Here is a 16,005-nt window from a genome sequence, read left to right on the forward strand (position 1 = left end):
GATTAATACGCTTAGTTTACCAAGTTTACCTCTACGGTTTCTTCAGCATAGCTCAGACTTTGGTGGTGCTGACGATAGTGCCTATTAGTGTCGGTATGCTGATTAAACGTTATGCACCAACCGCTGCCGATCGTTCACAAGTCTATGTGTCTCGATTTGGGGTGATGTTTTTAACGTTTTTAGTGCTATTTTTGGGCTATGTCCAACGCAATATCATTGTCGACGCCTTTATCGCTACGGGTCCCGTATCGGTATTATTAAATCTCTCAACCATGGCGCTCGGTTATTATAGTAGTAAATGGTTCGGTCTCAACTGGGCGCAAAGAACCTCGGTGACGCTAGAAGTCGGTTTGCAGAATAGCACCTTGTCGATATTTATGGCATTGACGTTATTATCTAACTACGACATGTCGATGATGCCAGCCATTTATACCTTGGTGATGTTCTTAAGCGCGGGAATTTTGGTGCGCATATTTAGCGCTCAACACGATAAGCTAAGAAAATCTGAAATAGAAAATAGCGTGTTGGCAGCGCGTATGCTGTAGATGCTGAAAACCCATAACAGGTTTAAATATTGAACCTTGTTATGGGTAATAGGTGAATTATCTATTTATAGCATTTAGCATTAACCAATACCAATCAAGTCAAGGTCGGCGGGTATTTATACTGCTTCTAGCTTCCGCTTGTTCACTAGCCGTTTGTTCTTTTACTTTTTCGATTTGAAATAAGAAGGTACGGTTTTTGAGTACCGCCACAAACACCACGCCGCCGACGGTATTGCCCACCAATATCACTACTAAAAACAGTAAATAACGCCCCAAGCTGACGGTATTGCCATATAGCAAGGCAGAAAAAATCTCAATGTTGCCCACGATACTGTGGTGCAATCCTAAAAAACCAATACTGCCAGTAATAAGCGTTACCAAAACGATGCGGCTAAGGGTGTCGCGTGCTGAGGTCACAAGCCAAGCGGTGACTCCCATCATCCAGCCTGCCAAGATGGCACTACCAAATATGACCCACCACCTAAACCCTAAAATGTGTTCGGCATAAGTGTCGATGTCGCTCACGCTAAACAGCTGCATATTTAAACCCAACCCTATCATCAATGCGGCAAACAAACAGCCGCCAACGATGTTGCCAGCGATGACAATACCCCAAAGGCGTAGTAATTTATGCAGCGGTTCAATTTTGTTAAGCACAGGTAGGCTTAATAGTGAGGTTTGTTCGGTGAATAATAGCGACTGACCAATGACGACGATGATAAAGCCAATTGGGTAAAGTAGGGAGGCGAGCACGATCGCGTATTGGCTTGGTAGTACACTACTCAACAGTGCAAAAGCCGATAAAATCATAAAGAAGCTAATGCCAATCTCAAGCCCAGCGGTAAAAGCACTGGTAAATAGCGAGCCAAGCGAGCGCTCAAAGGTTTCTTTGGCATCCATCACTTGCTCAACCAAGATACTGGCATAGCTCTTTGCTTGACTTAAATTGTCATCATTGGCGACTTTTTTGATGGTTTCTTTATCTGCTTCGCTCATATCTTCAGAGAAATCTTCGTCTTCTAAACTTTCTGTCGCCTCGGTATCATCTGGCATCGCAGTCTTGCTAACGTCTTTACCCTCAGCAACAGATGGTTGATAAGCGCTATCATCAATCAAGCGCTTATCGTCTATTTCATTAGCGTTAGATTCATTAGCTTGAGAGTGGCTGCTATGGTTATAGGTGTGCTCGGTATCTTTGGACACGGTCGGCTCGCTGTTTATAAGATCATGATTTTAGGATAAAGACGCCATTTATATGCTAGTGATGTTATAAAATATATCTCATAGCATGACCCATATTTTATAACATCACTAGCACTTATTTTGTGGGATTCTCATTCGATTGAGGGCCTTTATGGGCTTTTGCGCTTATTAATGGGGCAATGCCACTCTGCAAGTCTGATAAATTGCCTTAGCATCTAACAAAATCTGCCTATCTGCGTTAAAATCACTCTATTCATGATTTTCCTAATTTTTATATTCGCTTTAATCACATTCAATCAATAAAAGATAATGCCATTATGAGTAACCACAACCTCACCACATCTATTCAAGCGGCCTTAAGCCAGTTAGAGAATGCGTACAATCCTGCAGAAGTCGAAGCAGGTATGTATCAAGGCTGGGAAGAAAGCGGCTATTTTAAGCCGACCTTTGATAAAGAAGAGTCGTTCTCTATCGCCTTGCCACCGCCGAACGTCACTGGCTCGCTGCATATGGGTCATGGTTTTAACAATGCGATCATGGATGCGCTCACGCGCTATCACCGTATGGATGGTGACAATACGCTGTGGCAACCGGGTACGGATCATGCCGGTATCGCGACTCAAATGGTCGTTGAGCGTCGTTTGGAGGCGCAAGGACTCAAACGCCGTGACATGACGCGTGAAGACTTCGTCGATAAAGTGTGGGAATGGAAAGAAGAGTCGGGCGGCAATATCACTAGCCAAATTCGTCGTTTAGGCAGCTCGGTTGATTGGTCACGTGAGCGTTTTACCATGGATGATGGTCTGTCTAACGCGGTAAAAGAAGTGTTCGTACGCCTATTCGATGATGGTTTGATATATCGTGGTAAGCGTTTGGTCAACTGGGATCCAAAGTTCCAAACTGCATTGTCTGATTTAGAAGTAGAAAACCACGATGAAAAAGGCAGTTTGTGGCATTTCCGCTATCATTTCACGGATAAAGACCTAACCACCCAAGATGATAAAAACTATCTTGTGGTAGCCACCACGCGTCCTGAGACATTGCTTGGTGATACGGCTGTCGCGGTCAATCCTAGCGATGAGCGTTATGCACATTTAGTCGGCAAAACTATTACCTTGCCAATTACGGGTCGTGTCGTGCCTATCGTCGCTGATGATTATGTCGAAAAAGACTTCGGTACGGGCTGCGTAAAAATCACCCCAGCGCACGATTTCAACGATTATGAGTTGGGTCGTCGTCACAGCTTGCCATTGATTAATATCCTTGATGAGCGCGCCAATATCTTAGCATCGATGGAAGTGTATCCTGACCTGCAGACACGTGAGCCAGAGCTAGAAACCACGCCAAGCGAGTATGCAGGACTTGAGCGTTTTGCCGCTCGTAAGTTCCTCGTTGAGCAAGCAGGTGATCAAGGCTGGCTAGAAGAAGTAGAGGACTATGCACTAAAAGCTCCGCGTGCTGAGCGTGGCGGCACGATCGTTGAGCCGTGGTTGACCGATCAGTGGTATGTCGCTGTTAAAGAGCTTGCCAAGCCTGCGATTGACGCGGTAGAAGACGGCAGCATTGAGTTCGTCCCTGCGCAGTACAAAAACATGTATATGTCGTGGATGACCGATCTGCAAGACTGGTGTATCAGCCGTCAGTTGTGGTGGGGACATCGTATCCCTGCATGGTATGACGATGCAACTGGTGAAGTTTATGTCGCCCGTGATGAAGCCGAAGTGCGTAGTAAATACAGTCTCGGCGATGACGTAATCTTACGCCAAGATGATGACGTGCTCGATACATGGTTCAGCTCAGGTCTATGGACGTTTAGTACGCTTGACTGGGCAGACGTCAACGCTGACCCACGCGTGATGGATACCTTCCACCCAACCAGCGTGTTGGTGACAGGTTTTGACATTATCTTCTTTTGGGTTGCCCGCATGATCATGATGACCATGCACTTCGTGAAAAACGAAGATGGCACGCCGCAAGTACCGTTTAAGACCGTCTATGTGCATGGTCTGGTACGTGATGGCAATGGTCAAAAAATGTCAAAATCGAAAGGTAACGTCTTAGATCCGATCGACCTAATCGACGGTATTGATCTAGAAGCATTGGTCGAAAAACGTACCAGCAATATGATGAATCCAAAAGACGCGGCCAAAATCGAAAAGCAAACGCGTAAAGAGTTCCCAGAAGGCATCCCAGCCTTTGGTACAGACGCACTGCGCTTTACCTTCACATCTTTAGCCAGTACCGGTCGTGACATCAACTTTGATCTAAAGCGGGTCGAGGGCTATCGTAACTTCTGTAATAAAATCTGGAACGCCAGCCGTTTTGTACTCATGAACTGTGTCGATAGCGAAGGCAATGCCAAGCCTATCGACCAAGCGGCAAACCCTGAGGTATGGGAATTGCCAGAAAAATGGATCATGAGTCGTCTGAACTCTACCGTTGCCGACATCCATCAGCATTTCGCTCAGTATCGTCTCGATATGGTCAGCCAAGATATCTATGAGTTTATCTGGAATGAGTACTGTGATTGGTATGTTGAGCTTGCCAAAGCCAGTCTAAATGATGACTCGGTATCTGACGAGCGTAAAGCGCAAATCCGCTATGTACTGCTGCATGTGCTAGAGACGGCGCTACGCTTTAGCCATCCAATCATGCCGTATCTGACCGAGCAAATCTGGCAGACGGTCGCACCACTATTAGGTCGCAAAAACACTGACAGCATCGTGGTCGCTGACTATCCAAAAACGGATGACGCACAAATCAGTGAGCAGGTTGAGGCGGATATGGCGTGGCTACAGGAGCTAATCGCGAGCGTCCGTAACATCCGTGGTGAGATGAAACTGGGCAATGCTGTACGTCTGCCAGTGCTACTACAAAACGTCTCTAGCGATGAAGAGGCGCGTCTCTCCCGTATCAAAAACCAGTTCAAAGCGCTTGCCAAAGTCGAGAGCTTGGAAATCGTCAAAGAAGGTGATGAGGTGCCATTGTCATCATCAAGTATGGTCGGTCAGCTACGCGTACTCGTACCGATGAAAGGGTTGATCGATCCAACGGCTGAGCTGGCACGTCTGGGCAAGTCGTATGATAAGTTGAAAGGTCAAGCCGAAGGTATCGCGCGTAAGCTTGGTAATGAAGGCTTCGTCAGTAAAGCCCCTGCGGAAGTGGTCGATGCTGAGAAAGCGAAACTGGCTGAGCTAGAAGGGCAGTTGACGGCAATGACAGCGCAGATGGAGCAGCTGAAGGCGTTGTAAACAAAGCGTAAATATCTAGAGTAATAAAAAGCGCTGTCACATTAGTGATGGCGTTTTTTATTGTTTACTTTAAAAAGATTATTGGACTGCAAGTCATAACAGATAACTGTGAGAAAGGTTTTTTACAAGCTTAATCGATAGAATGTAACGAAAAAATAGACTTCTGTTAACATTATTTGTAATGAAGTCACTATTTAAAAAATGTATAATCCATGCGTAAGAATAAAATATCATATTATTCAAGATGTATATTAGGAAATATCGATGTAACTCTATTGATAATACTATTATGATAAATATGTTCAAAGGATACAATCTCATTAAAGTATGCTCTTAAAGATACTGTGATTAGCGTAGCTGAATGTTATTACACACTCTAAACCTTAAATGTTACTGGTCGTTTCAACTGTGAATATATCTACACTAAAAGGCATCCACGGTACGACTAAGTATCATGCAGAATCTATCCTCGTTAACGGATTTAAAGTAGACCCTGATGGAAAAGTGGGTAAAGCAGGACGAGGAGTATACTTCTGGCATTATCTCCATGATAGAAGTACTGCAGTATATTGTGCCAATGCATGGACAAACTTTGCTAAAAAACAGGGTTCTTATGATCAAGAAAAGGATTGTACATTAGTTAACATTGAGGTAGAAATATTAACTAATGTCGATAGTATATTGAATTTTGAAGGTCAAGTTCAGGAGAGCTTTAATAAAGCTTTTCCTATAGGTAGTTACGATGAGAGCAGCTATGGAGCAAAATTAGATGTATTTATTGAAGAATTGGAAAGTAACCTTTCTTGTAAGTTTAATTTAGTAAAAATTAATTTATCTGTGCCAAATTTGGGAAGAAATGTAGCGTTTGCTAATTCTTTTCCAGCTATCATTATCAAAGACGACGTAGATATCAATATATTAGATAGTTTCTAATATTAAAATTTAAGGGGAATATATATGAACCTTCAGCAAGCATTAGAAAAAACAGTTGAAAGAATTCAATCTACTGCAAAAGAAGATATGAAGGAAAAGCTTTCAAGAGTAGAAAAAAAAGCTTTTGTAAGCACTTTAAACCAATTATGGAAATTTAACATATCATCTTCGGAATCAGATGAATTTTCTGTGATTGAGGAGACTATATTGGTAAGCCATATTTGTGCGAAAAGATATAGAACAACTGATAGCCTAAAAGTAATACTGAAGACTATTGATAATTCTGTAACTAATACTACTTGTAACAGTAAAAAATATCTTTTAGCTGCGTGAGAATATGAAACATCATCCGATACAACTTAAATCAATACAGGTAAATAAACTCTACTTAGAAGTTCTAAATAGAGATATAGCCACCAAAGAAGAAATAGAAATTGATGTTCAATTTAAAGTCGGTTCTAAATTACCAGCACCTGACGATGATATTATTATAGTCAACTTTATTTGTAATGTTACTCAAGAAGATGGATTCAATATACAGATTGATATTTTTGGAATATTCGCTTTAGAAGGTAGTTTTCCAAGAGATAAGTTAGATCATTGGTCTCGTAATAATGCTCCTTTAATACTTATGCCTTATGTCAGAGAGAATGTTGCATCTTTATGTGTACGTTCTGATTTGAATTTCCATTTGCCTTTGGTAGAGGTGCCTACTATACGGTATGGAAAATAGTAGTAAATAATTCTATTCTGTTTCAAACTAAAAACCGCCACAGCAAATACTGTAGCGGTTTTTTAACGTCAGTAATTAGTCTATTATCTTCAAAGGAATAATACGCTAACGTAAGGAATACCATGAACAATCTCACCGTCGGACAACGCGCGCCCTTAAGCAACATTGCCATTGACGATACCGCACCCATCACGCTCAAGTTCACCCGCCAAAGCCCAGTAGAGATGGATATCAGCTGCTTTGCCTTAGATGCAGCGGGCAGACTGATCAATGATGATTACATGGTGTTTTATAATCAGCCAACCTCACCGTGCGGGCAAATCAAGCTCACCCATTACGAGTCACAGCCAACGTCCTCTAGCAGCATCCAAGCCGAGTTTGAAGTGAATTTATCCAAACTGGCTACTAATATAGACAGCTTGTTTTTTGTATTATCAGCCGACACGCCGCTCAATCAAATTCAATCGTTAGAGATTGGCATTTGGCAGCAGTCGCAAAAGGCGCAGGCAGAATGTCAAGCAGCAGACTTTGCCCAGCAGCAAGCCAGTATGTTGATGCAGCTTTATCGTAAGAGTGGCGTGTGGCGAGTATCTAACGTCGCGCAAGGCTTTAATGGTGGACTTGCCGCCATCGTGCAGCATTTCGGTGGCGATGTAGAAGAGAGTAGCTCGCAAGTACTCGAGCCGACCGCAACGCCAGTTCAAGCAAAACCGTCGCTAGAAAAAATCATGCTAGAAAAAGCACCAAAACTGGTCAATCTGGCCAAAAAAGCCACGATATCGCTTGAGAAACGCCAATTACAACAATTAACGGCAAAAGTGGCGTTGGTGCTAGACGCCTCAGGCTCAATGAATAAACAGTACAAAAAAGGCCGCGTGCAAGAGGTGGTCAATCGCATATTGCCATTGGCAGTGAACTTCGATGACGACCAAGCGCTAGACTGCTGGGCGTTTGCCCGAGATCCGCAGTATTTGGGCGAGATTGGACTGAGCAACTATGACGGTTTCATTAACAACGCTCATGGCGGCTGGCGTAAATGGGCACTTGGCCCACGCATCAACAATGAAGCAGAGGTCATGAAAGCCGTGACGGAGTTTTATCAAAAAGACGGCTTGGATGTGCCTATCTACGTACTATTTATCAGTGATGGCGGGGTGAATGATAATCGCGGTATCACTAAAGTCATGACGGAAGCTGCGAAATTACCGATATTTTGGCAGTTCGTAGGCTTAGGTGGTCGTGGTTATGGCATCTTAAAAAAACTAGACGATATGACAGGGCGCGTGATTGATAATTGTGACTTTTTTGAACTCGATGATTTGGATGATATCAGCGAAGAATCTCTTTACGAGAGCATGTTAGAGGAATTCCCAAACTGGTTAAAAGAAGCACGCGAGATAGGATTGATAGCGAAATAACTAAATTAGGATATTATCTTCAACGATAAAACCGTTCATAGTCTAACTATGAGCGGTTTTTTATTGCTAAAAATTCAGTCAAAGGTTGTGAGCTCACTTACCCAACCACTAACCAAACATACCTATTGATAGCAAAAACCTCGTAAAAATAGCCTTGTACCGTTTTGAGTGATATTGCATGCTTAGCTACCTATATAGGTAGGCAGTTCTATAAATGATTATCCGGTTTAAGAATCTAGCTGTCTAACCTTTATCGAATATTAGGGCGTATCCTCAATTCAATTGATAGTCATCTAAATGGGTTAAAAATGGCTAAATCTTGCCAAACGGCGTTAAATAGCTGACTAATATCTCGATATTATCTGCGCTATTTTCCTTGTTTGACTGCAATTTATCTCATTTTTATCACCATTTTTAAAATGAGGACACGCCCTAGCCCTTCCATATCATTCAATGACAGTATTTTTATGAGCCAACACAAAAAAGCCTTTTATTATCGACCCAAAACCAATCAGCATAACAGCCCAACGGTGCGTTGGACGTTTGTCATACTGGGCTGGCTATTTTTTGTATTAGGGATTATCGGCGTGTTACTGCCGGTCATGCCTACCGCGCCTTTTATATTACTAGCGGCAGGTTGCTGGGCACGTAGTTCGCGGCGCTTTCATTTCTGGTTGATTAATCATAAATACTTTGGGAAATTTGTCCGCGATTGGGAAAATAATCATGCGGTGCCACTCTATGCTAAGTGGTTAGCGACAATAATGATGACTATTTCAACAACGATGTTGTTTTTTAATATTCCCACCGATATGATATGGATGGCATGGCTGGTAGCCGTGGTCTGTACTGGGGTAGCGGTCTATTTGTTCCGTTTGCCAAATGCTTAAAATACGTTGATTTTCAGGTCAAAAATCGTAAAAAATAGGCTTTAGTTACATGAAAGCTAAGATAAGACTTGCGAAATCAGGATGTTCCCCCTATAATACGTCCAAGCTTAAGAGCAGTTCTGCACCAAATCATTACCTCGTAGTATTAGTTATAATCCTTCGTTTTAATATTTATCGTTCAGTAGCTATTTGCAAGCGTTATCGGTCACTAGGCCATTAATAAATTTAAAAGTAGGATTATATTATGTCAGACGTTCAAAAAGGTACAGTTAAGTGGTTCAACGAAGCTAAAGGCTTTGGTTTTATCGCTCCAGAAACTGGCGCAGACGTTTTTGCTCATTACAGCGAAATCACTGGTTCAGGCTTCAAAACTTTAGCTGAAGGCCAAGAAGTTGAGTTCACTGTAACTCAAGGTCAAAAAGGCCCACAAGCCCATAACATCGTTGCTATCTAATTTGTCCTTATAGACACTTAGAGCAAGATGAAAAAAAAGCGAACCTTCGGGTTCGTTTTTTTTCGTCTAAAATTTGGTGTAGATTACTTATAAAAAAGCCTACTTACTATGTTAATAGTCGTAGGCTTTGTGGATTCTGCATAAACTTATAGTGGACAAGCTATCATAGGAATGAGCGTCTTATAAAAAACTGATACCAATATTAATCAATCCACCGCCAACGATCAGCCAAGCAAACATAATCGCCCCCAAAATAAGGGGTTTAACGCCAGCTTGTTTAATAGCGCCCAAATGCGTGGTTAGACCAAGTGCAAACATCGCCATGGTGAGCAGCACATCGTCTAGCATCACCATACTACGCTCAAAGCTTGCGGTCATCGGCACCCAAGTGTGCAGTAAGACGATGGCAATGAATATGAAGGCAAACCAAGGGACTTTGACTTGTTGAACGCGATTCATAAACGATGGTTTTTTGCCATTGTCGCTGTTACCTTTGGTTAAGGCAAACGATAAAATAAGTAAAAAAGGGGCAAGCATCATGACGCGTATCATCTTGGTGACAACCGCTGTGTCACCCACTTCGGGACTGACTGCGTTACCAGCGACGACGACTTGCGCCACTTCATGAATGGTGGAACCCGTATAAATCCCGTACTGCTGAGCATTCAACCAAGGTTGCAACCAACCAAGATGGTATAAAAACGGATAGAGCAACATCGCAACCGTACCAAAGACCACCACTGTCGCCACGGCAATAGTGACTTTGTGCGCTTCTGCTTTGACCACAGGCTCGGCGGCAATCACCGCGGCGGCACCGCAAATGCTTGCGCCTGACCCAATCAATAGCGTCGTTTGTTTATCGACTTTTAACCATCGGGTACCTATCCAATAGGTGAGTAAAAAGGTCGATGTCAATACCAAAGCGTCGCTCATCACCGCAGACAGTCCGACACTTGATACTTGTGTTAGGGTCAGCTTAAAGCCATAAAACATGATGGCGAGGCGCAATATTTGACCTTTGGCAAATGCCACGCCGACACTTAAGCGCTCAGCAAGGTTAGGATAGACCGTATTGCCCAATACCATACCAATGAGAATGGCTAAAGTGAGAGAAGACAAACCAACGATACGTCCATTTGTCCATGTGTTTACACTAGTATTGAGCCACAAACAAAATAAGCTGCCAATCAGCACGACGATGAGCCCTGCTAAATGGCGGCTGCGCGGGAAATAGTTATTTACTGATTGGGTCAAGGCGTACATGACTGACTGTCCTATTATGTATTATGTATTATCTATAATCGAAATAAGCATAAGCTTATGAATAGACATTATAAGGCAGACCAATCTATAATAAAAACAGATTAATTAGATAAAAGCTATCGATTTTTTAGGTTAATAAAAGTCTTTGGGCTAAAAAGATGGTTTTTTAGATCATGGAGGATTTTAAAAATAATAGGTGGTTTTTAGGTTGTATCAATAAGATAGGGTGTCAGAGAAATTATGAAGAAAGCCATGCAGGTATTACCAAAGATTACTCTCAAGCAATTATCAGTGTTTGTCAGTATTTATCAAACGGGTAGTACCAGCCGTGCCAGTGAAGCGCTGCATTTATCGCAGTCGGCGGTCAGTAGTGCGCTGACAGAATTAGAAGCAAGGCTGCAAATGCCACTGTTTGAGCGCGTCGGACGTAGGCTCAATCAGCACCCCAACGCCCATCCTATTTATATACAGGCGCAAGCTATCTTGGGGCAGGCCTTAACTCTAGAGCATTATCATAAGCATCAAGCAGGGCAGATTCATATCGGTGCCAGTACCACGATTGGAAATTATGTGCTGCCGCCGCTGCTTGCCAAGCTATATGCGACGCTACCCGATGCCCATATCGATATGTATATCGCCAATACTCAAGAAGTGGTCAGCGAAGTTGAACAATTGAATATTGATATTGCGCTGGTAGAGGGTATGCCACGCCCCACAGATATGAAAGTCATTGAGCAGCGTGCGTGGCGGACAGATACCTTGATGATCTTCACCAAGCGTGATAGCAAATGGTTGACAGACATGGCAGCGTATAACGATGCGGATAATTGCTACGAGCTTAGCATTGCACAACTGGCAAAGCTGCCGCTATTGGTACGAGAGGCAGGGTCAGGTACACGGCAAATTATTGACGAGCAGCTGCTAAAGCATTTGCCTGATGCGGAAATTGTGATGGCGATTCAGCAGTCGGAAGCTATTAAGCATATGGTGAATGCAGATATTGGTCTTGGCTGTTTATCACAGCATGTCATTCAGGCAGAGCTGACAGCAGGAGCGCTGGTACAGGTGAAAGTCGCGGACATCGATTTGTCACGAACTTGGTGGCTAGTGTGGCATAAAGCCCGCCATCAAAGCCCGATTTGGCAAAGCTTTATTGATATTTTGACAGAAGATTAATTTTAGTAGTAAATATAGAGGTATTAGCGAGAATCTCTACTATTTTAATTAGTAATAAAAAAGCGCAATGTCAGACAATGCGCTTTTTTTAATGAGCTTTTTTAATAGTTTTAACTAACTTGAAAACAACGTTAAGTCTTTTCTTAAACTACTTATTCACAGGCTTATCCAATCTCACGACTAAGCTGTCGCATGGGACGTTAGGCAAGATATTATCTGCCGTCGCGCCACTGAGCCAAGCAGCGATACCATGGCGTTCATGACGACCGATGACCAGCAAATCAACGTCATGCTTGTGACAATAGTTGACGATACCTTCACTGTTAGAGATGGCAGTGGTCACTTCAGAATTCACCGCATGTAAGTCGTTACGGTCCAAAAACTGTGCCAATTTAGCGCGCGCTTCTTGACAGCGTTCATCGTCAATCTCATCGTATAAGCTGGAAGCTGGCACCAGCTCATAGCCAAAGCCAACCATGGTATCTTTGACGATATGCAATACCGATAACTTGGCGTTAGGACGATTCTCGACGATACGTTTGGCCTTTTGGGCGACCACATCAGCATCGGACATTAAGTCGGTGACCAATAAAATATGTTCGTAACTCATGAGCGGCTCCTTGTGACAGATGATTTTAACTATAGCACTACTGATGGCTGCTGTTAAGTAAGCTTTGAGTTCGCTTTGTGAAAATCCGACATTCTGCCATATTAGTCATCTTTATTACTACAGTATCTTGACTTATGAAGGTGCGAACCCCATCTAATTCCGTTAGGCAAATTCTTTTTAATTTATACCGGCGCATAGCTGTCATTTAAAATGATGCACGGGTACATGCCATTAAATTTGAATATTACTCATAGGTTAATCACAATAATACTCACAATATTTTTATATAAATATCATATAAAAAACACCCTACGATAAGTACTAAATACACTATTTATCTATTGTTTACTCCGATTTTATTTTATCGCCACTGGCTATATTTAGTCATTAATCGCATATTATTCTAAATAAAATTAGAGCAATCCATAAGGAAAATTATGACCAACACGTTATCTACTACTGATCTAACTTTGCATCCTGCCTTTGAGCTGATTGAGCACCGCCATATCGATGCATTATCGATGGACGTATTGATAAGCCAACACGTCAAAACAGGCGCGATGCATTACCATTTGGCACATCCGAGTGACGAAAGTGCCTTTTTGGTGGGCTTTCGAACTCAGCCAATGGATTCAAAAGGTGAGGCGCATATTTTAGAGCACGTGGCTTTATGTGGCTCTGAGAAGTTCCCCGTTCGTGACCCGTTTTTCTCCATGATTAAACGCTCATTAAACACGTTTATGAATGCGATGACCGCTGCCGATTGGACAGCGTATCCGTATGCGACGCAAAATAAAAATGACTATTTTAATTTGCTAGCCGTTTATCTGGATGCGTCGTTTTTTCCGAATATTCATCCGCTGGATTTTGCCCAAGAAGGCATTCGTGTAGAGTTAGACGAAAATGACAAGCCGCAATTTAAAGGTATCGTTTTTAATGAAATGAAAGGCGCAATGAGTGGTGAGATTGACCAGTTGTATCATACGGTCGCCCATCATCTGTTCCCAACGACGACGTACCACTATAATTCGGGCGGCGATCCTGCCGATATTCCTGACTTGACCCATACTGAGCTGGTTGAATTTCATCAGAGCCATTATCATCCGTCAAACAGCGTGATTATGAGCTTTGGTAATATTCCAGTCGCTGAAACCCAAGCCAAAATCCATGAAGATGCCTTAATTCAGTTTGAAGCGGGCAAAAAGCACGTATCGCGTCCTGAAAAACGCCTGTCTGCACCGATTAGCGCGGTTGACACTTATACCGCTGACGAAGCTGGTCCTGACCAAACCCATCACGTGATTGCATGGTTATTACCATCGATTACTGATCCCAAGCAGCGTTTGGCACTGCGTCTATTAGAAGGCGTGTTGGTTGAGCATGCTGGTTCGCCGCTGCGTGCGTATCTAGATAGCCATCCACTCGGTAAAGCTCCAAGTCCGCTACTAGGGCTGGATGACAGTCATTATGAGATGGTTTTTTATACGGGTCTGCGCGGTTCAAACCCTGAACATGCCGAAGCGGTAGAGCAAGGCATTATTGATTTGCTTAAAGAGGTTGCGAGCAAACCGATTGATGATGAAACGATTGAGACGATTCTGCATCAAATCGAGATTGATCAGCGTCATATCGGCGGCGATAGCATGCCGTATGGTCTGAATCTGATGCTAGAAGGCTTTAGCACTGCTATTCATGACGGTAATCCTATCGATGTATGGGAAGTCGACGAGCATTTGCAATGGCTGCGTGAACAAGTAAAAGATGCGCAATGGTTACCGAATTTAATCAAGCAGCATTTGCTTGATAATCAGCACCGTGTCCGTGTCACTCTGACGCCTGATAGTGAAAAAACCGCCCGTTTGGCAGCAGCTGAGCAGGCTCGTCTTGATACCATCGAAATGGATTTGACCGCTGATGATAAAGCTATCTTAAAACAACAAGCGTTAGATTTGACAGCGCGCCAAGCAGCGCCTGATGATTTAAGCTTATTACCAAAAGTGGGTTTAGAAGACGTACCGACTGATATTAGCTTTAAGCAAGGCACGCAAAAGCAGATTAATTTAAGTGGCAAAGACAGCACCTTATTTGAATATGAAGCAGGCACTAATGGCTTATATTATTATCAAATAATTGTACCGTTGACTGATGCGATTGGTAGTGAGGATACAAACGAGCTACCCGTTAATGAAGTCATTAATCATCCGCTGTTGCCTATCTATTTAAGCTTATTGTCAGAGCTAGGTACAGATTCTCTAAGTGCCCATGAAATGCAGGCCAAACAAGCGGCGCATTCATCAGGGGTGACTGCTAGAATTAGCCAACGTACCAATGTCGATGATAGCCAAGCGATTAGCAGCTACTTTGTGGTGGCAACGCGCGCGCTGAATCGTAAACCTGAAGCGATTGATTTGCTCAAAGAAGTCATGGAACACAGTATCTTTAGTGAGCATGATCGTATCAAAGAGATTTTGCAGCAGCGTCAAGCAGGCTGGCAGTCAAACCTTGCCGGTTCTGGACATTCTTATGCCATGCAAACCGCCAGCCGTGGTATGAGTCGTCAAGCGCAATTAGAGTACGTGCGCAGTGGTCTGCCAGCATTGAACGCGCTAAAAGATTTCTTAACCCATGCCAGTAGCGATGATGCACAGTGGGATAAATTAGCAACCAGTTTGATGGACTTACATCAGCGTTTGATCAGCTTGCCTAAACACGCAGTCATTATTTGCGAAGCGGAGCAAACTGAACGCTTAAGCAATTTAATCGTTGATAGCTGGAAAGACAGTCAAGCGCCAAAAATTGCAGCGCAGTTAAAAAATTCTGATGCGAGCATCGACGCCAATATCCCAAGCGAGTTTGCCGAATTGCAACTTGATGCGGCGTTAAATGGTGAGAAAGACGCGGTCGAAGCGCTAGAAAGTGATGTGGCGCTCGATGTTGAAGACTTGGCGTGGCTAGTGCCGACCAACGTCTATCATAATGCCAGCGCTTATACCGTGCCAGCGGCTGATCATCCTGATACGGCAGCCTTAATGGTATTGGCACCTTATCTACGCAATGGTTATCTGCATAGCGCTATTCGTGAGCGCGGCGGTGCTTATGGCGGCGGTGCGGGCTACGATGCCAATGCCTGTGCCTTTAAGTTCTTTAGCTACCGTGACCCGCAGTGTGCTGAAACTTTTGCCCATTTTGATGCCAGTATCGAGTGGCTATTGAATGAGCCACAAACCGATGAGCAATTAGAAGAAGCCATTTTAGGAATCATCTCAGGAATGGATAAGCCCGGTTCTCCAGCAGGGGAGGCGGTTAAAGCCTGCTTTGCAGATTTGCATCATCGCGGTGTAGAGTGGCAGCGTAAAATGCGTGCCTCAATACTGGCCGTGACCGTGGCTGACTTGCAGCGAGTTGCTAAGCAATACCTGCAAGGTCAAAAGCATGTACGTGCAGTACTTGCGCCTTATGATAAAGAAGCAGCAGTACAAGAGTTAGGCTTTAACGTTTGTAAAATTAAGAGCTAGTTCACTTAAAGTCT

General features: G+C 43.3%; 13 protein-coding genes. 10 read left to right on the plus strand and 3 right to left on the minus strand.

Annotated elements, in window-relative coordinates; genetic code table 11:
- On the plus strand, positions 1–545 hold a 545-nt coding region (locus JFC08_RS06425; RefSeq protein WP_420825209.1), incomplete at its 5' end, for a bile acid:sodium symporter family protein.
- 99 nt (positions 546–644) lie between these two features.
- Here JFC08_RS06425 and JFC08_RS06430 read toward each other — a convergent pair.
- Complete coding sequence (locus JFC08_RS06430) at positions 645–1,748, minus strand: formate/nitrite transporter family protein (protein ID WP_198330144.1); 1,104 nt, start codon at positions 1,746–1,748, stop codon at positions 645–647.
- A 317-nt stretch (positions 1,749–2,065) separates the two neighbouring features.
- Here JFC08_RS06430 and JFC08_RS06435 point away from each other — a divergent pair, with 317 nt between their 5' ends.
- The 7 genes from JFC08_RS06435 (at position 2,066) to JFC08_RS06465 (ending at position 9,427) form a co-directional block, all read left to right on the plus strand.
- Positions 2,066–4,999: a valine--tRNA ligase gene (locus JFC08_RS06435; protein ID WP_198330145.1), complete on the plus strand. Its 2,934-nt coding sequence runs from the start codon at positions 2,066–2,068 to the stop codon at positions 4,997–4,999.
- Positions 5,000–5,407: 408 nt separating this feature from the next.
- On the plus strand, positions 5,408–5,932 hold the full coding sequence (locus JFC08_RS06440; protein WP_193009053.1) for a hypothetical protein: 525 nt from the start codon (positions 5,408–5,410) through the stop codon (positions 5,930–5,932).
- 24 nt (positions 5,933–5,956) lie between these two features.
- A complete protein-coding gene (locus tag JFC08_RS06445; RefSeq protein WP_193009052.1) occupies positions 5,957–6,265 on the plus strand; it encodes a hypothetical protein in 309 nt (102 codons plus the stop codon).
- Positions 6,266–6,269: 4 nt separating this feature from the next.
- Entirely contained in the window at positions 6,270–6,665 is a 396-nt protein-coding gene (locus JFC08_RS06450) for a protein-export chaperone SecB (protein ID WP_193009051.1), read from the plus strand.
- Between the two features lie 122 nt (positions 6,666–6,787).
- Positions 6,788–8,083, plus strand: coding sequence for a VWA domain-containing protein (locus JFC08_RS06455; RefSeq protein WP_198330146.1), 1,296 nt, complete (start codon positions 6,788–6,790; stop codon positions 8,081–8,083).
- 467 nt (positions 8,084–8,550) lie between these two features.
- A complete protein-coding gene (locus JFC08_RS06460; RefSeq protein WP_198330147.1) occupies positions 8,551–8,973 on the plus strand; it encodes a YbaN family protein in 423 nt (140 codons plus the stop codon).
- Positions 8,974–9,217: 244 nt separating this feature from the next.
- Positions 9,218–9,427, plus strand: coding sequence for a cold-shock protein (locus tag JFC08_RS06465; RefSeq protein WP_045453470.1), 210 nt, complete (start codon positions 9,218–9,220; stop codon positions 9,425–9,427).
- 180 nt (positions 9,428–9,607) lie between these two features.
- On the opposite strand, the gene JFC08_RS06470 is transcribed toward JFC08_RS06465, so the two are convergent.
- Positions 9,608–10,690: a YeiH family protein gene (locus tag JFC08_RS06470; protein ID WP_198330148.1), complete on the minus strand. Its 1,083-nt coding sequence runs from the start codon at positions 10,688–10,690 to the stop codon at positions 9,608–9,610.
- Positions 10,691–10,930: 240 nt separating this feature from the next.
- Between JFC08_RS06470 and JFC08_RS06475 the strand changes: the two genes are divergently transcribed.
- Complete coding sequence (locus JFC08_RS06475) at positions 10,931–11,866, plus strand: LysR substrate-binding domain-containing protein (protein WP_087813545.1); 936 nt, start codon at positions 10,931–10,933, stop codon at positions 11,864–11,866.
- Positions 11,867–12,014: 148 nt separating this feature from the next.
- Here the strand turns inward: JFC08_RS06475 and JFC08_RS06480 are convergent, their stop codons facing one another.
- Complete coding sequence (locus JFC08_RS06480; RefSeq protein WP_087813544.1) at positions 12,015–12,476, minus strand: universal stress protein; 462 nt, start codon at positions 12,474–12,476, stop codon at positions 12,015–12,017.
- A 437-nt stretch (positions 12,477–12,913) separates the two neighbouring features.
- Between JFC08_RS06480 and JFC08_RS06485 the strand changes: the two genes are divergently transcribed.
- Positions 12,914–15,991, plus strand: a complete 3,078-nt coding sequence (locus tag JFC08_RS06485) for an insulinase family protein (protein ID WP_198330149.1) — start codon at positions 12,914–12,916, stop codon at positions 15,989–15,991.
- Positions 15,992–16,005: the final 14 nt, after the last annotated feature.

This window comes from Psychrobacter cibarius, from assembly GCF_016107535.1.
In the GTDB taxonomy this organism is placed as follows: Bacteria; Pseudomonadota; Gammaproteobacteria; order Pseudomonadales; family Moraxellaceae; genus Psychrobacter; species Psychrobacter cibarius.